Genomic DNA, 19283 nt, shown 5'->3' with positions numbered 1-19283 from the left:
GCATCCAACCGCCATGCAGAAACATGCAAGTAATCAACGTCATCCATGCAGGAATCGGAGACGGTGCTAGTTCGCGAGTGATCGTGCGGACTTCGATCCCAAGCGGGGTTTGGATGCGAACGCGTTCATTGATGACGGGATCGGCATCAGCGTTGGACAATCTCGCGGGCACCATGCCAAAGCGTTCGGCAATTCGGCCGCCACGTTCTTCCGAAACCAGCTGGGCAATAAACGCGGCAGTGCACAATCCAATGATCAGGTAATTGATCATGGGAAACGTGCGGCTCGGTATGCTGTCGCGTAGTGGTATCATCGCTTTTGATTATTATGGGCTTTCAAACAAAGACAACCCTCCTCCCTTCTTCCCCCCAACGACCTGCCAACGAATCGCACAAGCAAAAAACAGTGTTCGCTTTTCGCTGTCTCTTTCTAAGGCGACTTCTCTCTTTGGTTCTCCTGATTGCGGCAAGCCCCTCGCGTGCCGAAGAATCGTATCCGCTACACCCTGACTCGCAAACCCAGCCCGGCGTTCCCGAAGACCGCGTCGAATCATATCGTTTCACAAGCAGTTGCGTGTTCGCTCGACCCGATGCAAAGACGCTGTGCGTGAGCTGCGGCACACGAGTGTTTCGCCGTAAAACACAAATCGAAGGCTTGGCACCATGGCAAGACTCGGTCGTTCCGGAGAAGCCACGATTGTAGAGTGACGCGTCTGTAGAGAGACGGTTGCGGCAAAAAAAAACGCGAGCTGGCATTGCGTCGTGCGCCGCCAGCTTCGCGATTTACTATTCGACGTTCAGGTCGGTTGGTGATCCTTCGCCAACCGATCGTGCGTCTGTTGCGATCAATAACAATGAAGCCGCAAACGACTTCGATTCAACGCAACGAAACAGTAAAAAAATGGGAGCGACATCCATGTGCATGAGTTGTGGGCGACTCATTTCGCAATCGATCCATCAGTGGAAGCTCCCAATTGCTTGTCGTTAGGTTCCTTCTTAACGATTTGCGATACCCTGATTCATTCGGGGTACGTAGTTGTCTAAGTGAAGTTGTCGATGTCAATGGTTCTTGAAACACATCCGTTCAACGCTAAGTCCTTCGCATTGTTGGATGGTTCTAGGCAACCTTGTTTGTGAAAAGTTTTTGTCGATAAGGGGTGATCCGAGTGACAAGTATACTTAGGTCATTCTGGCCTCGCATCAAGAGCTGTCGGACAATTTGTTTAAGAAAAGTCAGGTGCAAGCAACTCTTCGTCGTCCTGTTGCTCAGTGATTTAAAGTCAACGTTCAGATCGAGCGTGAATGTGGCGACGTTCGCTCGCGATGTCAACAACAATCCGGAAAGAGTTTTAAAGAGTCGTGGCTGATCACGACGAAAGTTCCGCAAAATACACGCGTTACTCACGCAAACTTTTTTTTGAATTGTACGCTCTACAGACTTCGGCCGCTCGGCACGACCGAGGGCATTCAAAACCAAACTTTGCGCGTTGCTATCCTGGCCACGGGCGCAGCCATGCTTTGATAACAAAGTTCCGCGATCAACGTCGTTTGGAACTTTAAAGCTAGCAGCGAGTGTGTGTTTGTTTTTATCAATCATGCTTGTGTTTATTCGGCTGTGAATCCGAGTGCGGTACGCCAGCATGTCAAGCAAAGTTGGCAACGGTCATGAATGTGTGGTCGTGGATGCGTGGTCGTCATGTCGCGATCCCTTCTGCGTCACTAAAGCATAGCGTCATCGAGTTGGACGTTGTTGCGAGAGTCCTATTTTTTTCTTTGATGTCAGCACAAGCATGACGTTGCTCGCTATAAATGCATCCGATGGTGCCCCACGTCATTGACAACTACGTGTATGACAACCACGTGTTTGACAATAGGGTGTCGTTAGGAATTGGAGTGCATTGCACATGAGGCTTGCCGCTACACGTTTTGTAACAAAGTTGCGTTGCAATCGAGGTGCGGATAGCCGCAAACTGAGTGGCTTTTTTGTGGCATGTTTGCGTCGGGTGTCTGCCCTTGGTTGTAAGCAGGCGATATGTCGCTCAGTCCGATAGCGGCATCAATTTACACACAATCAATCGCATCGGCGGATGCGTCTCGCTAAAGGACCTAAAGACGCACGACCCGCGCTCGCAACGTGCGGTAGAGACGTTGATGAAATCGACGCGGGCAGGTCGCTGCACCCGAGCACGGCGATCGTTCGGGATCCCTACGTGTCGCTAGCTTGAATGCGTTGCCTTGCGAAAATTCGGTCGCTTGCGGCAGCAGTTTGCCCCAAGTGCGTTGCACGACTGGATCTTGCACTTTCAACCGATGTACCCGAAACCGCTTGGTCGATTGCTCGCAGTTGCTTAAGTGGTTCTTGTGAGGGGGTGGCAGGTTTGTACCGGAAAATAAGGGTTTTGCACTGCGACCGCACTCCTGGAGAGGGGGTCGTGAAGGGCTCTTAAGACGCGAGAACTTGCTAAATGCTTGACCCTGCTCTTCTCGGGCGGTTAAAATTTACAGAGCGGCCGTGCGGGAACACGTTTCTTCTGCTCCGTGTCAAACCTGCACCTATTCTCACCCAGCGCCGTCGCGTTTTCACATTCACGGAGGCTTTCCATGGCTACAGTCGTATCGACAGTCAGTGCAGCGAAAAAGACGCTCGTGGTTAATTCTGCTTTTCTTCAGGAGATTAAAGACAGTCATCCTGAATTTTGGCATACGCTTCACCATGTGCGTCAGATCTGTGAGAACATGGAACAGCCCTCGCATGTAACGCGAGATTTAGTTCGATTACTGAATGATCTTCGAGATAAGATGGCGCTGCAATTTGCCCTTGAAGAATCATACGGGTATATCGAAGTCGCACCTGAGTTCAGTTCGTGTAAAGTAAATGCTGCTGAAAAAACAATGGCTCAGCATTGTTCCTTGTACTTGCTATTAAGCGAATTGATCGAGAAAGCCGAAGAGCTTCAGTATCGAGGTGCGATCGCAGCTTGTGTCCAAGAGTTGGTGGATCAGACTCAGGCGTTTGACGAAAAACTGCGAGAGCACGAGCGAGCCGAGAACGGGTTGATCGAGAATTCACGCAACGTGGGTTGATCCCATTTCAGACAATCAAAAATTGGAGCTTTTTCATATGCATTCAGGCTCACGTTTCAAACCGATGGAGATATTGTTGGTCGAGGATGGCCTGATGGATGCACGCGTTACGATTCATTCGCTTCGGCGTAGCCAAGTTCATCACCGTTTGACGTTGGTGCGTTGTGTTAGCGAAGCGATTAAATTTTTGCGACAAGAAGGGGTCTTCGCTCGCGCGCCGCGACCCGATCTTCTTTTACTCGATCTCAATCTGCCGGATGGTTCGGGGATCGATGTGATCGAGTTGCTGCAAAACAGCGAGGTCAATACTGACGCGCTGACCACGGTGGTTTTGACTGCGAACGAAGACGAGTGTATTCGTGAGCGATGCAACGCCCTTGGTGTCCACGATTACATTCGCAAACCGGTTCATGAAGACGAGTTCATGCGGGTGGTGCGAGATCACAAACGCTTGATGGTCCACTCAACGCCTGTGCTGGCGTAACATACACCGCAATTCCTCGCGTCCCCGCCGCAATAGCAACGCGAATAGGTTAAGCATCTAGGCAGGTGCCTTTCGGTGTGTTGGCCGCTTTGGCCAACGCTGTGAAGCATTTCTCCCTACAAGGAAAACGCGAATTTACTTTAGCGAAAGTCGCAGAGATTTTCGGCCATGCGGGTAAAGCCGAAACTCTCTGCGAGTTTCGCTACGAAAAAATGCTTCACAGCGATGCGCTTTGACGCTGGCGGCTTGCTGATTTAGTCATACGATGGACTTCCTAGTCCGTCGGATACACCAATGACGGACGATGTAGTCCATCACTCACCCCTTGCCATAGAAAACTTCATTAAACCAACAGCCTGCTGGCGGCTTGTTGATTTAGTGAGCCGCTCGCGCGCGAGCAGCCGGGGCACACGGCATTCGGGGCCCACACAGCACCTGAGTCCCACACAGTACCCGGTGCCTTACGGCACTCGGCTCACGATCTGCCAACCGGCATCACGCGTGGTTTATTTCTCGAACCACGTGCGGATCGCGTACAGCGTGGTCGCGCGACCGGTTCTCGCGATCGACGTTGTCAGTGGAATTTCTTTCGGGCATACCGCGACGCAGTTCTGGGCGTTGCCACAAACTTGAATTCCACCGGGGCCGGTGAGCGCTTCGAGGCGTTCGTCGGCAAGTGTTTTGCCGGTGGGGTGGTTGTTGAACAACATCGCTTGCGAGATCGCATGCGGCCCTACAAAGCTCTCGTCGAATGCTGCATCCTTGCGAGCTTGGTAGGCTTCGTCCGATTCGCCTTCATGCCGTTCCAATTCCACCTTCAAGAATTGAGGGCAGGCTTCCAGGCAACAGCCACAGCTCATGCACTGGCTGAGCGGATAGTTTCGCTCTTGGTCTTCGCGTGATACTCGCTCACCGCGTCCCATGTCGTAATAGCTGTCCACAGGCACCCAAGCTTTCACTCGCGACAGATTGTGGAACAGGCGTTCCCGGTCGACTTGCAGGTCACGGATCACCGGAAACTTGCTCATTGGTTCGAGCACCAGCTCGTCACTATTTTCGGCCAGCAATCGGTCCACGAGCGCACTGCAGCTCTGGCGGACACGGCCGTTAATGACCATCGTGCACGCGCCACAAACCTCTTCGAGGCATCCGCAATCCCATGCAACAGGATTGACCTTTTTGCCGTCGGACGTCTTGGCTTGAGCTGCGATCCGCTGCAGGACACTGATCACATTCAATTCGGGTTCGTACTTGATCTTGTGAAGTTCCCAGTACGGTTCTTTTCCCGGAGCGTCTTGTCGACGAACGCGGACTTTAATGAACTCGGGACGTTTCTTCAAATTGGGTTCGAGGGCGTTCATCCGTCGATCCTAACAATGGCAAAAATGGTGAATTCGAATATCAGTGAGACAATAATATTTTAGCTTGGGGATCAAGGCATGCTGACCCCGCGTTTGCGTTCTATCGAGCGAGCGATTGCACGCGTCTAGGGTGCGTGCCTACTGGGCAACCGCAGCTTTGGCCCGTTCGTTCCAAACCTTTTCGATCTCTTCGGCGCCCACTAAGCCGTAAAGGCGTGGTCGCGGTGGGATCAGCGAGGTATCGACGTCTTCATAGACAATGTCGGGCATCTTGGTGTTATCGTTCCATGATGCCACCGTCGACTTCAGATACTTGCGGTTGTTCTCTTCGAATGCGTCACACCAAGCCTCGGCTTGTTGGCGACGCTCGACCGGATCATCGGACGTCAGCGACGGTTTTTGAAAGTCGGGTTTGAAGTGGGCACCTCGACATTCATCGCGTTGCAATGCGCCTTTCAAGATCGTCTTCGCCAGCGGGAACATATCTTGAAGCGACTTGGCAAAGATCACGTTCTGGTTGGTCCAGCTGCCCGTGTCCGAAAGATTCACTCGCATCGCACGCTCGTGCAGTTCTTGTATTTTTTCGAGCGCGTCGGCGAGCTGGTCATTGCGGCGAACCACCGTTGCCACGCGTGTCATCAAATCGCCCAGTTCTTGGTGAATCAGGTAGGGGTTTTCGTCGCTGCCGGCATTGCCGTTTAGCAGGTCTTGATGTCGCTTTTTCTGTGCATCGACTGCGGCATCAATCACCGCTGCGGGTACGTCGTTGCCGCCGCTGGTTTGGCTGTTGGCATAGTTCAGAATCGACGGGCCGGTGAACAATCCGGTGAAGATGCATGAAAGTAGCGAGTTGGCACCGAGTCGGTTTGCACCATGGTAGTGGTAATCACACTCGCCGATCGCATACAAACCGGGGATATTGGTCATGTGATTTTGTGGCGCGCCGGGTTCAAGCCCGCCGTTGTCGCTTTTAACGTAATCGGCCCACAATCCGCCCATGCTGTAGTGAACCGCAGGGAAAATTCGCATGGGTTCGTCGCGAGGATCGACGCCTTGGAACTTTTCGTAAATCTCCAGGATGCCGCCGAGTTTACGATCCAATTCCGAGCGTTCAATGTGAGTCAGGTCGAGGTAGACGCACATCTTGTCGGGGTCGACGCTCAAGCCATCGTTGACACAGATGTCAAAGATTTCGCGGGTCGCGATGTCACGCGGAACAAGGTTGCCGTATTCGGGATACCGTTCTTCGAGGAAGTAATAGCGTTCGTTCTCGGGGATTTGTTTTGGTTCGCGTGGGTCCTGTGGTTTTCGAGGAACCCAGACACGGCCTCCTTCGCCACGCGCCGATTCGCTCATCAAACGCAGTTTGTCACTGCCTGGGATGGCAGTTGGATGCACTTGGATGAATTCGCCATTGGCGTACTTTGCCCCCGCTTGGAAACAGCGGCTAGCGGCGCTGCCGGTACAGAAGACGCTCATCGTGCTGCGTCCATAGACCAGTCCGCATCCGCCAGTGGCGACAACCACCGCATCGGCTGGAAACGCTCTGATTTCCATCGATACCATGTCTTGAGCGACCGCACCGCGACAGCGTCCATCATCGTCTTTGATCGGAGCCAGGAAATCCCAAAACTCGTACTTTTTGACCATGCCGTCGTTTTCAGCACGACGCACCTGTTCGTCCAAGGCGTACAGCAATTGTTGGCCGGTGGTTGCACCCGCAAACGCGGTTCGCTTGTACAACGTGCCACCGAAACGTCGGCGATCGATAAAGCCTTCGCCGGTTCGGTTAAACGGGACGCCAAGACGGTCCATCAAATCGATGACTTTCGGAGCCCAGTAGGCCATTTCTTTGACAGGCGGTTGGTGATTCAAAAAGTCACCGCCGTACACCGTGTCGTCCAAGTGTTTCCACTCGTCATCGCCAAGTTGCCGCGTCGCGTCGTTGCAGCTATTGATGCCGCCTTGCGCACAAACACTGTGCGAGCGTTTCACCGGAGTCAGGCTGAGTAGATCAACCTTCACCCCCAACTCCGTCAATTTCATGGTGGCTGCGAGTCCGGCAAGTCCACCACCAATTACGACAACACGATGCTCAGGCATAATTCAAATCAAACAGTTTATTGTGGAAGTTGCTTATGAGGTCTTGTGACGCAAACTTAGTTGGGGAGTGCCAAGTTCCGTCATCGAAGATTGAATTTATTATTGAAGTGGATCCGAGTCACTTGAATCAGCGTCTGCGGTGGGGGATGCAGTCTCGGGAGTCACCGACGCTTCAGTGGTCGCTTCTTCGTAGCGTTTTTCGGGTGTGTCCAAGATCACGCCGGACTCGAGGTTCGCTTCGTACATTCGGTTTTCGATCTCGCGGTATCGAATCGCGTCTTCAGAACTCGGTGCCACGGCGGCCCACCAAGCGCTCAGTGCAATAACCGACAGAATCACACCGAACACCACCGAAACTTTTGATGCTCGGTTCTGGGCTGCCGGCGTGATCCATAAACCCCAGGTGATTCCCGCGGTCCATAATCCGTTTGCCAGGTGATAGACGCAGCACATGACGCCGACGAGATAGAATGCCGGCCACACAAAACCGCCCCACTGATTCATCGATTCAACCAGCGTGCTGGCGGCGTTATAAGGCTTAAACGCAGCAAACTGCAGCGGGCGGATGACTTCCAAATAAGGCCCAAAGTGGAACCAGCCATGCAAATGCAAAATGTGAAAGAACAAATACACTAATGCGACAATCCCTGTGTATCGCTGCCATGCATATCGCCGGTTGCCAGTGAAACGATAATGGCCGGTGTTCAGTTTCGCATTCTTTGCGATCCAGATGCCGAGGATGCCGTGAAAAAGCAGCGGAAGAAAAATGCCGCCCCATTCGATCAGCGGCAATGCCATGCCCGCGCTATGGATCATATAGACCGCACGCTGAAAACTCTCAGGGCTGTTCATCAAGCTGGCGTTGGTCGTCAAGTGAATGACCATGTACAGCCCGAGAGGCACGATCCCAATCAAGGAATGGAATCGGCGAATCGCGAACTCGTGCCGAAGGTAGAACGATGGGTTGGTAGTCAAGTTAGCCACGTCGGTCGTCTTGCTTTGCATGTGAAAGAGGTTAGGCCGCAACAAGTGCGATTTGACGGATTATCGCAGCATTCCGTCTCTGCTTGACAAATATCGGAGCCGCTTCGCAATGACTTGCCACGCAATGGTAGGATGGGCACACTTGCTCGTCCTGTAAGGGTGAGCAAATGAGCTCACCCCGCAGGCAACTCATTTCCGGTCGGTTTGCTTAAGCGTCTAACGAAGCAGGCAAGCGACGGCGGCACTTTTGTACTGGAAATCCAGTACCCACGTCAATTTAAGGCGATACGGCACCCACGCCAAGGACAGCATCATCCCAGGAAGACGATATTGGACACAATGCCACACATGTTCGGTCAATTATTTGCGCCTTCGGGCGCCGCAATCGCAAACATACCTCCTTCTCAAGAACTGAATGTTTGGTGGGTCGTCGCTATTTCTGTCGTGGTCGTCTTGGTGGCGATTCTGGTATTCCGTCTTCACGCTTTCCTCACATTGTTGTTGGCGGGGTTGTTGGTTGCGAGTTTGTCGAGTCACACCAACCTGGATCGCTATGCCCAGTCGCAGCTTGACGCTGGTAAAATGACCGCAAATGCAGCGGAATCATTCACATTCCAATCGCCACAATCTCGTTTAGCGACGGCGTTTGGCGAAACCGCAGGCAAGATTGGCATCTTGATCGCATTGGCCAGCATTATTGGGCAATGCCTGCTTGAATCGGGGCGGCGTCGCGAATTGTCGATTCGATTCTCAGCATGACCGGAGAGCGGCGGGCTGCCGAGGCGATCGCGGCTAGCTCGTTTGTGATTGGGATACCGGTCTATTTTGATACGGTCTTTTACCTGATGGTTCCGCTTGCACGCTCGCTCCGCCGCAAACTTGGCAAAGATTATGTTTTGTTTCTGATGGCGATCATGGCGGGTGGTTCGATTGCTCATTCGCTGGTGCCGCCCACGCCCGGGCCACTGCAAGTCGCTGAGATTATCGGCGTCGATGTCGGAACGATGATGATTGCTGGGCTCGCCATCGGAGGATGCAGTAGTGTGTTCTCGTTGATTTCGGCCCGAATCATCAATCATCTCGTCGAGGTTCCGCTGCGGCCAATCAGTGAGGGGGGCTCCGAAACTTCCGATGCAGAAATCTCAAGCACCACTCTTGAATCACGGCGGCCGTCATTGATCGCGTCGGTGTTGCCGATTGTTGTTCCTGTCGCAATGATCGGCACCGGATCGGTGGGAGGCTATCTCAGCGAAGCGGGAATGATCCAATCGGCTGGGCTGGCTCGTTTGCTCGATTTCCTTGGCGACAAAAATATTGCGATCGCAGTCGGAGCTGGCTTTGCCATGTCGCTGATTCGTTATTGTCCCGCAGAACAACGCAAATCGCTCGTCAATCGTTCGCTGAGCTCTGCCGGAAATATCATTTTGATTACCGCAGCCGGCGGTGCCTTCGGAGCGATGTTGTACCAAGCCGGAATTGCACAAGCGGTCAGCGAATTGGCGGGCGACGTTCCCGGATTGCTGTTACTGCCGCTCGCGTTTCTTGTCACCACGTCGATCCGTACGCTGCAAGGATCCGCAACCATCGCGATGATTACCGCCGCGGGAGTTTTGCAAGGGTTTGCAAGTTCCGAGTCGCTGCCGTTTCATCCCGTCTATCTCGCGATGGCGATCGGTGCGGGAAGCAAGCCAATTTCATGGATGACCGACAGCGGGTTTTGGGTGATCACCCGGATGAGCGGGATGACCGAATCCGAAGGGCTTCGCGTGATCGCGCCGATGTCGACAGCGATGGGGATCTCGGCATTGTTTTTCACAATCCTGTTCGCCTATTGCTTTCCAGGCATTAGCTAGAAGTGAGATAAATTGTTAGCCTAGAGGTTGCTCCCCAGCTCATCTAAGTTTTCTGTTCCTGCTTCTCGCTCCTTGAATGTTTCTCTGATTATGAATGCTTCCGTTCTTGCTGGCTTTCCCAATAAAAATCCGTCTCTGTACCGGCGAATTCACGTGCCATTGGGTGACCCCGCTGCTTGGGTTGATTTGGGGGGGCACACGATTGCTCTGGTCCGCGATCTTGAAATGGATCGAGTCCGCAAACACAGTAGTGTGGATCATGTGACCTGTCCCGCCGAGCACGAACCGCCGCTTGGTTTAAGTGCGGACCGCGAAACCGCGACCGCGCAAGCTCTTGTTCAAGTGCTGCGATCCAAACGTGTTGAACAGGTCAAGGCAGATCGCTCGTTGCCTTTCATCTTCGCTTGGCACCTGCAACAGGCCGAGATCGAATTGTTGTACGACGAAGATCTCGGAGTGCTGGATCGACGCGTCAAGTCGGACCAGGAAATCGAATACCTACGCAAGGCCCAAGCCGTCACCGAAGAGGTGATGCGGATGATGTGTGAGCGAATTGCCAATGCGAGCGTGAATGCGCAAGGCCAACTCTATCAAGACAGCGAAGTGTTGACCAGCGAATCGATCCGCGGCCTCGCAGCGATCGAATTCATGAAACGTGGCTTCAGCATGTCGCACGGTGCCATCGTGGCATCCGCACCCGAGGTTGCCGATTGTCATCATAGCGGCACCGGGCCTCTGTTGACCGAGCAACCTATTATCGTCGACCTGTACCCACGTGACGAAACAACTTATTACAACGGGGATTGCACTCGGACCGTGGTCAACGGTCAAGTCTCGGAAACCGTCGCGGCAATGCACAATGCAGTCGTCCTCGCTCGAGTCAATTCCGCGAAATTGTTGGTCGCCGGCAATTCCGCAAACGACGTCAATCAAGAGGCCGAAGACGTGTTAAAACAGCAAGGCTACAAGCTTTCACGCGGCAAGATCACGGACGAGCCGAGTATTCAACATGGCTTGGGGCACGGTATCGGGCTGGATGTGCACGAGCCCATTCTGCTTGACCACGGCGGAGGCGAGTTGTTCGAAGGAGAGGTGTTTACGATCGAACCAGGTCTATACGGTCGTAAAGTCGGCGGAGTTCGGGTGGAGGACATGTTGGTCGTCACCGAGGGCCAACCGGAATGTCTGAACCAACTTCCCTATGGACTCGATTGGTCCACCTAAGCTGCACGTCCGTTCGGCATGCGACGCGTGAAGAAATAAAAAATTTGACCTAGCTTGCTCGGGTGGGTATCCTTTGCTCCACGCGGCAGGGGACGCCTGTTTGCGATTCGCTCTCAGGTTAAATGTTATGTCGCAATTTGCGTGTCCTGCCTGTCGTCGTGTTCTGAAATCCAAACCCGAGTTGGCGGGAAAGCAAGTCAAATGCACTTGTGGTCAACAATTTCGCGTCCCCGCCGGTAACTTTTCCAGCGGATCCGCTGGCTCGGGATCCGCTGCGATTGGGGGTGCGGCCGCGGCCAACGGAAAAGTGACGCTTTCGTGTTCCTGCGGTAAACGTTTGGCGGCTCCGCTGTCAGCGCGTGGCAAGTCGGTTCGTTGTCCTTGTGGTCAAGTCAACAAGGTGCCGCTTGCGGACGTCTCGGCGGCCCCGGTTGCCTACGCCGCCCCTGTGGCGACCGCTTCGCAGGCTGCGGCAAATGATTGGCTGGATGATCTGCCCAGCAATCCGGCCGCGGCTTATCCATCGGCGGCTGGCATGGCGTTACAGGCTCAACCCAATCCGTACGCCAACCCAGCGGCGGGGCACTCTGGATCCTATGCATCGCCAACTCCAGCCAACGCGACCGCGAACTCGCACCTTGCGGATGCCCAGCGACAACTGGCTAAGGATCGGCACAATGGAAATAACGTCGATCGCGGTGGCAGCTCGTTTTTCAGCAGCAGTACGATGGGCGGACTGTTCATGATGGTTGCCGCCTTGATCTGGTTTTTTGGTGGGCTCGCGGCAGGCGTAATCTTCTTTTACCCGCCGATCTTGTTTGTGCTGGGCTTTGTCGCGCTGGTCAAAGGCGCCATGGGCGATGACTGAATTGCCTTGACCGATCGTTCCACACTCGTATAGTTTGTTGATAACGCGGTGGTTGAGGAGCTTGGCGGCGTGGGCGGCCAAGGTTCCGGGGACGTTCCCTTTTTTTGCACTTGATTTGACCGATCGGTCAAAATGTTTCGGAGAAACAAGAGATGATTGAATTTACAGTTCACGCGGTGGAGAACGCCAGTGACGACAGCAAGCCGCTTTTGCAGAAAAGTAAGAAGGCGTATGGCTTTGTACCGAACTTGCACGCCGTGATGGCCGAATCGCCTGCGCTGCTGGAAGCGTACCGAACGGTTGCCGAGATTTTTGATAACAAGACAAATCTGAGTCCGACCGAACGCCAGGTCATTGCCATGACCAACAATCGGCTTAACGGATGCACGTACTGTATGGCAGCTCACACGTCGATTATGCAGGGACTGAGAGTCGACGAAGACGTGATCACCTCGCTTCGCGAAGGCACGCCGATCGCGGATCCGAAGCTCGAAGCACTGCGGGTTTTCGCTGAAAAAGTCAACCTCAGTCGCGGCTGGCCCGACGACAGCGACGTCGAAGCATTGTTGGCCGCTGGCTATACCAAGCAAACGGTATTCGATGTGATCGTCGGCACCGCCTACAAGGTGTTGTCGAATTACACCAATCACATTGCGAATACTCCGCTGGACGAAGCGTTTGCAAAGAACGAATGGAGTGGTGATGCGCAGCCCGTCGACTGAGGGTGGCGGGGGCACTCGCGATACCGATTCTGCTTTGTGGAACCGTACAAACCGCTTGGTTTAGAAAATAAGTTTTTTCAAAAGCTGCGGGATGCTGTCGGAATCGAGACCGCTTTCCACATTGAACCAGAACGGTTCGGGGCGCGCTCGGTCGCGATTGGCCAGCGTCTGGTCAACATGCAAGCTGTCGTCATGCAGGGCGATGACTATGCTGGGCGACGACTCAATCAGCGGACCGACGACTCGCACTCACATTTACGAAAGATTGATATGAACACAAAATTCGTCGGTTTGGTACTCGCGATTTTGGTTTTGGGGTTTGCTGAGAATCAGGCGTCTGCCCAGCAGACGGATCTCAACGAAAACGCCAAGCAGCAAGTCCAGCCAGGGGAAGCCCAATCAGAGAAAGCCCATTTAGAGAAGTCTTTGGTTCGTCCGAAAGTCATCGTGTTTGATGTCAACGAGACGCTGCTTGATCTGGCTCCTTTGAAAGCATCGGTTGGAAAGACGCTGGGCGGCCGCGAAGATCTCTTGCCGTTGTGATTCTCTACCATGCTGCACTACTCGTTGGTCGAAACGTTGAGCGGCGAGTATCACAGTTTTGGTGAAATCGGCACAGCCGCGCTGATGATGGTAGCCAAAACGCAAGGCATCGATCTTGGCTATGAGGAAGCGAAAACAGCGATCGTTGCTCCGCTTCGCTCACTGCCTCCGCACCCGGATGTGGTCGCAGGATTGCAGGCGTTGCAGGATGACGGCTACCACATCGTCAGCCTGACGAATTCGTCTAACGTGGGAGTGGCGACCCAGTTTCAAAACGCAGGCTTGACCAAATTTTTTGAAAAGCGATATAGCGTCGAGGCCATTAAAAAATACAAGCCTCATCCCGAGACGTACCAAATGGTCCTTGCCGATTTGGGCGTGAAGCCAGACGAAGTGTTGATGGTAGCCGCGCATGCCTGGGATTTGGCCGGTGCGGATAACGTCGGGTTGCAGACCGCCTTTATCGCTCGCCCTGGCAAGACGCTCTATCCAAACGTGGAAAGACCTGACTACGTTGTCAGTAACCTCCAGGAACTTGTTAATATACTGCAGCAAACGGATGCGTCTGGGAAGAGTGAGTGATGGCGATGTAATCCAAGCCGTGATCCTGTGCGATACCCATGGCCAGACATCGGCCGCCAGCGGATGGCTGCTGTGCTCGGCAACCTGCTGGTCTTATTTAATCACGAAGCTTATCGCAAAACCCACCTAAACCATGTAATTTGCCAATTGGCATGGCAATTGCATTAATGGCCTATCATTACAACATCGAGCCCAAAACGCGATGTAGATGGAAGGAGGGTAAAGTCATGCCAGATGGAAAACGCAAACGCCGGCATAGCCAAAATCGTGCGAAACGAGCGTGGTACGCATACTATCGCGCCGTGCGGTTCAATCACCGCTTCGGCTTAGTAGCCTGATTGATGCAAGCTTTTTGTCGTGACTCTACGTCGCCACTGCGTCCGCGGCACTTGCGGCGATTGTTCTCAAAACCGTGATGGCGAGAACGGGGCCGCGTCGATGTGGGGCGGCTGGCGGGTAACCAGCTCTGCGATTAGTCGTCCCGTGCTTGGGGCCAAGCTTAAACCTAACATGTTGTGCCCAGTCGCTAGAAACGCGTTGTCGAGATTGGGTGTCGCACCAATGATCGGCAGACTGTCCCAAGTCATCGGTCGCCAACCGTACCACGTTTCTTTTGCCTCGCCGTCGACCGATGCCACCAAGTACGGACGGGCGGAGTCGCGAAGTTGTTGGATGCGTTGGTCACGGATCGAAGTGTCGTAGCCAGCAAATTCCATCATCGATCCAAGGCGAAGTCCGGTTTCGAATGGCGAAACACCCACTTTGTGTTCCGGGAATAGAATCGGATGGCTGGGGACATTTTCCACTCGGTTCATCGTTACCGAGTAGCCTTTTCCAGGCTCGATCGGAATCGAGCAGTGCAGTTCGTTCGACCAACGTGTGCTCCATGCTCCCATCGCAAACACGTAGTGGTCTGCCTGCAATTCGCCTTGCGTCGTCGAGACGTGGGAGATGTGTCCCGCCGTTTTGTGAACGCTGGATAGTTCGCAGTGTTCAATCAACTGCACTCCACTAGCGCGTAAACGATCGGCCCATTGCTGGTTCAATCGGTCTGGTCGGACCGAGGTGTCTTTGGGGTAGTGAAACGCGCCGGCAAGTCCCGGTTTCAATCCCGGTTCGAATTCGGGCAGCTGGTCGCCGTCGATTCGATTGGCTGACACGCCAAAGTGTTCGGTCAGCATCCGGTCGTTCTTGGCGAACGCATCCATGCCACGCTGTGTCTGCAAGACGTACAGCAGTCCGTTCTCTTTCCATTCACAATCGAGTGATTCTTGTTGAACGAGATTTTGATATTCGTCCATCGACGCATCGAGGATCGACTGCAGGTGTTTGCCTGCAGTTAGGACTTGTCGATGATTGCAGCGGCGGGCGAATTGCCACATCCAATTCCACATCGCCGGACTCAGGCGTGGCTTTACTCGAAACGCGGCTTGCGGATTGAATAACGATTTCAAGGCGACGCCAAACGCGCCGGGTTCGGTCAACGGCGGCACATGGCTGGGGCAGATATAGCCACAATTTCCATGCGAGCAGGCCGACGCAACCGTGCCGCGGTCAATGACCGTGACTTTCAATCCAGCCTTGTTTAGATAATGAGCACAGGCAATTCCGATCGTTCCTGCGCCGACCACGATCGCCGATCCTTTGTGTGCACTGCGGATCATACAAGCCCTTCTGTGGATTCATTTGCGGTCATGCATCCAATGCCATTGGCGAATGGATCGAGCGGTTGACGTATCAAGTTGCCTTCGCTGCAGATATACGCATTGCCGACGATCGTAGGCACGACATTGTGTTCGTCGATCCGCACATAGTTGGCGGTAAAACGGCTGCCAATGATACTTTCTTGGATCCAGTTTTCGCCGGGCTGCAGTTTGCCATCCGCTGCTAAACACGCGAGTTTGGCGCTGGTGCCGGTTCCACAGGGTGACCGGTCGTATTGGCCGCCTGGACAGTACACAAAGTTGCGACTATCGGCGTCGGCCGCATGCGGCGGTCCAAAAAATTCGACGTGATCAATCTCGGCGCCATTGGCGCCGGTGATTCCGTTGCTGCGTAGAGCGTTTCGGACGCGACCGGCGGCACTCCTCAATGCATCCACGTTATCTAGGATCAAGTCGGCCGGGCTTTCACCGATCAAGAAGAACCAATTTCCACCCCACGCAACATCACCGACAACGGTTCCGATGCCATCGACGTCAATTTGAACATTGTGGTGAAGTCGGTAGCTAGGGACATTTTGGATGGCAGCCTGATTGGGGCTCAGTAGATCGATCTCGATGGTACCGACGGGAGTTTCGAGGCGATTTTTTCCAAGCCCAATTTTACCGAGATAATGAAGCGCCACGGCAACGCCAACGGCTCCGTGGCCGCACATGCCAAGGTAGCCAATGTTGTTGAAAAAGATGACGCCGGCGGCGCAGTTCGGATCCGTGGGTTCACACAACAATGCGCCAACAACGGCATCCCAACCACGTGGTTCTTGGATCACGCATTGCCGGAAATCATCCGCATGTTCGGCGAAACACGCGACTCGCTGCTGCAGCGTTCCGTTCCCAATGTCGGGACCACCGTCGACGATAATCCGCGTCGGTTCGCCTTCGGTGTGAGCGTCGACAAATCCAATCTTGTTCAAGATTCTCTCCCGGACCAGTTGTCCCACCACGTGCGGAACAATTTCCATTGACCTTCGAGGAATGCTCGTTGCGACGTCGACAATGCATCCGAAGGATTCAGTTGCAGCGCGTATTCCGGGCTGCCTTCCAACACCATCAGATACTTGTAATGAAGAACCAAGTCCGGTCCGTCATCAAATTTCGCCAATACGGCAAGGGCGTTGTCGAGTTCTTCGGCCAATCGACGTGCTTCGACGTCGCCCGCGGCGGCCTGCTGGCACAGTTCGACCAATCGCAGAATGGGTCCTGGCAGGGCATTTCCGACGCCAGTGATCGCGCCGGCGGCGCCACAGCGAACAAACCCGTGGAAGACTTGCGTGTCCACGCCAACCATCAGCGTCAGATCCGGATCGCCGCTGGTGATGTGTTCGGCGGCATAGCTAAGTGAGGCCGCTCCGCCAAATTCTTTGAATCCGACAAGGTTTGAAAACTCGGCACGCAAATCGAAAAACAAATCCGCCTTGGTTTCGAATCCATAGTACGGGCTGTTGTAAATGACCGAAGGGATTCCTTCGCCTGCCTTCAAAATTCCGGCAAAGTGGGCGCGTTGTGCTGCTGGCGATGTGCCTCGCGAAAGCACTCGCGGGATGACCATCAGCCCGGCCGCGCCGACCTGCTTTGCGTGTGCGGCATGTTCGGCAGCAAGCTGCGGATTTTGGGCACCGGTTCCGACGACAACGGGCACGCCGGCTTCGGCAAGCAGCCGGACACCTTCTTGACGCTGGGCGTCGGTCAACAGCGGCCAATCCCCCATCGATCCGCAGTAAACCACCGCGCTCATTCCCAAGTCGATCAGTTCACGACCCTTGCGAACAAGTGCGTCAAAATCGGGTTTGCGATCGGCATTGCACGGGGTCATCAACGCAGGTATGCAACCACGAAAAACTGTTGAACGATCAGGCACGCATCTCTCCAGTAAGGTTTTTTGGGGACGCCGCGAGGCGTCGAAGTGAAATCAATTTGGACTGGTGGTGACCTAGGCGTAGCGAACTAGGCCGATGCCCTAGGATAGGAACGCCAACCTTCGTTTGCTTGGCGTATTTCGTCTGCGAATATAACAATTCGCGCATAGTAGGTAGCCGCGTCAATCGAAGCGGTGTTATTGGTCGCGGGTAAAAACGCCGTCGACCATTCGCATGATGCCCCGTGGATTGGAGTCTTGTAATTCGGGCGGCAGTTGGTCGTTTGGGAAATCTTGGAAGCACAGCGGGCGTGTAAACCGCTTGATCGCCGCTGGCCCGATCGATGTGAAGTGGGCGTCGCTGGTCGCCGGGTAGGGGCCGCCGTGGACCATCGCGTGGCAAACTTCGATTCCGGTGGGAAAACCATTGAAAATCAGTCGACCTACTTTTTGTTGCAGTGCCTCGATCAGTGGCTGGTGCTCTGACAATTCGTTGTCACTGCCATGCAGCGTGGCGGTCAGTTGTCCTTCGAGTGCTTGGGCGACTTCGAGCATTTCGCTCGCGTTGTCGTAGCGAACAATCGTGGAACAAGGGCCAAAGATTTCTTCCAGTAGCGAATGCTCGCGCTGGAGTGTCGCGACATCGGTAACCGCGATGCTGCAGCACGCTTGATCACTCGGTCCGCTTGCTTGTGACAACATTTGCACACCGTCGGTTTGCTTGATTCGGGCAACTCCCTCGTTGAACGCATCGTGAATCCCCGAGTGCAACATCGTTCCTGGGGCTGCGGCGGCGGCATGCTCTGCAATGGATTGGGTCAGTTGGTCGCCTTGATCACCCGTGGGGATCAAGATCAATCCGGGGTTGGTACAAAACTGTCCCACCCCCATCGTCAACGAACCAATAAATGCTTGAGCAATTTGTTCGGAGCGTTCTTCGATCGCACCAGGCAATACAAAGACGGGATTGATGCTGCCCATTTCGGCGTAGACAGGGATGGGATTGCGTCGGCGGTTTGCCGTGTCAAACAGTGCTCGGCCGCCCGCGAGAGAGCCTGTGAATGCCACCGCTGCGGTTGCCGGATGTTCAACCAGGGCATGTCCTACCTCGTGTGACCGTCCTTGCAACAGAGAAAAGATTCCCGGAGGTAATCCAACGGCTTTGATCGCATCACGAATGATGTTGCCGATCATTTCGCAGGTTCCGGGGTGGGCCGGATGCGCCTTGCAGACGACCGGACATCCTGCGGCAAAGGCCGTGGTGGTGTCCGTTCCGGCGACCGAAATCGCTAGCGGGAAGTTGCTCGCTCCGAAGACGACGACGGGACCGATGCTGATCAGCATGCTGCGAACGTCGGGTTTGGCCGCCGGAGTGCGGTCGGCATCACCATGATCGACCTTGGCTTCGACCCACGACCCCTCGCGAATCATTTCGGCAAACAATCGCGTTTGATTGACGGTTCTCGCTCGCTCTCCGATCAAACGAGTCATCGGAAGGGCGGTTTCTGCGTGGCAGCGATCCAACAAGGCCTCTCCGGCATCCATCAACCCATCGGCAATTGCTTCGAGCAGCTTTGCACGCGTTTCAAATGAGGTGTTTGCAAAAATGTTTGCCGATTCGCTCGCCAGCGTCATCGCGAGATCGATTTCCTCGGCGTTTGCTTCATGAAAGGGGGGATCTAATAACGCGCCCGTGCCAGAATGAGTGGCAACAAACGTTTGGGCGTTCGTGGCTGACGAATCGGCACCGATCAGCTGTTTCCCTTGGATAAGTGCAGTTGGCATTTTGATTGATGTCATGACTAGAGGACGTTTGCGTTTGTGTTCAGATTTCTACGCTAGTTATACTTCGAATTCGCACGTCGTTGATTGCCAGAGTGTAAAGAAGCGACTAGAAAAT

Annotated in this window: 18 protein-coding genes and 1 pseudogene; 10 read left to right on the top strand and 9 right to left on the bottom strand. The window is 54.2% G+C overall.

All coding sequences use genetic code 11. The annotated features are described in order from the left end of the window. Window positions 1-313: pseudogene (locus RMSM_RS02010) on the bottom strand (rhomboid family intramembrane serine protease); the annotation flags it as partial. A gap of 134 nt (window positions 314-447) precedes the next feature. Here RMSM_RS02010 and RMSM_RS02005 point away from each other — a divergent pair. From RMSM_RS02005 to RMSM_RS01985, 3 genes are all read left to right on the top strand, one after another. After that, a complete protein-coding gene (locus tag RMSM_RS02005) occupies window positions 448-702 on the top strand; it encodes a hypothetical protein (protein WP_008690815.1) in 255 nt (84 codons plus the stop codon). A gap of 1898 nt (window positions 703-2600) precedes the next feature. Further along, window positions 2601-3083 carry a hypothetical protein gene (locus RMSM_RS39485; protein ID WP_144057302.1) on the top strand — a complete coding sequence of 161 codons (483 nt, stop codon included), beginning with the start codon at window positions 2601-2603 and terminating at the stop codon, window positions 3081-3083. 37 nt (window positions 3084-3120) lie between these two features. After that, complete coding sequence (locus RMSM_RS01985) at window positions 3121-3567, top strand: response regulator (RefSeq protein ID WP_063870177.1); 447 nt, start codon at window positions 3121-3123, stop codon at window positions 3565-3567. 506 nt (window positions 3568-4073) lie between these two features. Here the strand turns inward: RMSM_RS01985 and sdhB are convergent. The 3 genes from sdhB to RMSM_RS01970 form a co-directional block, all read right to left on the bottom strand. After that, window positions 4074-4928: a succinate dehydrogenase iron-sulfur subunit gene (sdhB, locus tag RMSM_RS01980; protein WP_008690806.1), complete on the bottom strand. Its 855-nt coding sequence runs from the start codon at window positions 4926-4928 to the stop codon at window positions 4074-4076. A gap of 138 nt (window positions 4929-5066) precedes the next feature. Next, window positions 5067-7031 (bottom strand): succinate dehydrogenase flavoprotein subunit, encoded by a 1965-nt coding sequence (sdhA, locus tag RMSM_RS01975; protein ID WP_008690804.1) that lies wholly within the window; start codon window positions 7029-7031, stop codon window positions 5067-5069. Between the two features lie 99 nt (window positions 7032-7130). Then, window positions 7131-8015 (bottom strand): succinate dehydrogenase cytochrome b558 subunit, encoded by an 885-nt coding sequence (locus RMSM_RS01970; RefSeq protein WP_144057301.1) that lies wholly within the window; start codon window positions 8013-8015, stop codon window positions 7131-7133. Window positions 8016-8354: 339 nt separating this feature from the next. Between RMSM_RS01970 and RMSM_RS42260 the strand changes: the two genes are divergently transcribed. The 5 genes from RMSM_RS42260 to RMSM_RS01950 all read left to right on the top strand — a co-directional run bounded on the left by RMSM_RS42260 (window position 8355) and on the right by RMSM_RS01950 (window position 12682). Then, a complete protein-coding gene (locus RMSM_RS42260) occupies window positions 8355-8774 on the top strand; it encodes a hypothetical protein (RefSeq protein WP_236621967.1) in 420 nt (139 codons plus the stop codon). After that, window positions 8771-9868 (top strand): GntP family permease, encoded by a 1098-nt coding sequence (locus tag RMSM_RS01965; RefSeq protein ID WP_008690799.1) that lies wholly within the window; start codon window positions 8771-8773, stop codon window positions 9866-9868. Before RMSM_RS42260 ends, RMSM_RS01965 begins: the two co-directional genes overlap by 4 nt. Before the next feature lie 90 nt (window positions 9869-9958). Further along, window positions 9959-11092: a M24 family metallopeptidase gene (locus RMSM_RS01960; RefSeq protein WP_008690797.1), complete on the top strand. Its 1134-nt coding sequence runs from the start codon at window positions 9959-9961 to the stop codon at window positions 11090-11092. Window positions 11093-11219: 127 nt separating this feature from the next. Then, window positions 11220-11960, top strand: coding sequence for a hypothetical protein (locus RMSM_RS01955; RefSeq protein ID WP_008690795.1), 741 nt, complete (start codon window positions 11220-11222; stop codon window positions 11958-11960). Window positions 11961-12112: 152 nt separating this feature from the next. After that, window positions 12113-12682, top strand: a complete 570-nt coding sequence (locus RMSM_RS01950) for a carboxymuconolactone decarboxylase family protein (protein ID WP_008690792.1) — start codon at window positions 12113-12115, stop codon at window positions 12680-12682. Between the two features lie 60 nt (window positions 12683-12742). On the opposite strand, the gene RMSM_RS39480 is transcribed toward RMSM_RS01950, so the two are convergent. After that, window positions 12743-12931 carry a hypothetical protein gene (locus RMSM_RS39480; RefSeq protein WP_144057300.1) on the bottom strand — a complete coding sequence of 63 codons (189 nt, stop codon included), beginning with the start codon at window positions 12929-12931 and terminating at the stop codon, window positions 12743-12745. A gap of 21 nt (window positions 12932-12952) precedes the next feature. Here RMSM_RS39480 and RMSM_RS42255 point away from each other — a divergent pair, with 21 nt between their 5' ends. Continuing rightward, on the top strand, window positions 12953-13225 hold the full coding sequence (locus RMSM_RS42255; RefSeq protein ID WP_236621966.1) for a hypothetical protein: 273 nt from the start codon (window positions 12953-12955) through the stop codon (window positions 13223-13225). A 9-nt stretch (window positions 13226-13234) separates the two neighbouring features. Further along, complete coding sequence (locus RMSM_RS01945; protein ID WP_008690789.1) at window positions 13235-13807, top strand: haloacid dehalogenase type II; 573 nt, start codon at window positions 13235-13237, stop codon at window positions 13805-13807. A 404-nt stretch (window positions 13808-14211) separates the two neighbouring features. Here the strand turns inward: RMSM_RS01945 and RMSM_RS01940 are convergent, their stop codons facing one another. From RMSM_RS01940 to RMSM_RS01925, 4 genes are all read right to left on the bottom strand, one after another. After that, a complete protein-coding gene (locus RMSM_RS01940) occupies window positions 14212-15471 on the bottom strand; it encodes an NAD(P)/FAD-dependent oxidoreductase (RefSeq protein WP_008690787.1) in 1260 nt (419 codons plus the stop codon). Next, a complete protein-coding gene (locus RMSM_RS01935; RefSeq protein ID WP_008690785.1) occupies window positions 15468-16442 on the bottom strand; it encodes a proline racemase family protein in 975 nt (324 codons plus the stop codon). Before RMSM_RS01935 ends, RMSM_RS01940 begins: the two co-directional genes overlap by 4 nt. Continuing rightward, window positions 16439-17398 carry a dihydrodipicolinate synthase family protein gene (locus tag RMSM_RS01930; RefSeq protein ID WP_040763612.1) on the bottom strand — a complete coding sequence of 320 codons (960 nt, stop codon included), beginning with the start codon at window positions 17396-17398 and terminating at the stop codon, window positions 16439-16441. Before RMSM_RS01930 ends, RMSM_RS01935 begins: the two co-directional genes overlap by 4 nt. Window positions 17399-17581: 183 nt before the next feature. Continuing rightward, window positions 17582-19168, bottom strand: a complete 1587-nt coding sequence (locus RMSM_RS01925; protein ID WP_144057299.1) for an aldehyde dehydrogenase (NADP(+)) — start codon at window positions 19166-19168, stop codon at window positions 17582-17584. Between the last annotated feature and the right edge of the window lie 115 nt (window positions 19169-19283).

This window comes from Rhodopirellula maiorica SM1, assembly GCF_000346295.1.
Classification (GTDB): domain Bacteria; phylum Planctomycetota; class Planctomycetia; order Pirellulales; family Pirellulaceae; genus Novipirellula; species Novipirellula maiorica.
The sequence above is the reverse complement of the archived record's forward strand: the minus strand, read 5'-3'. Positions and strand labels throughout refer to the sequence as shown.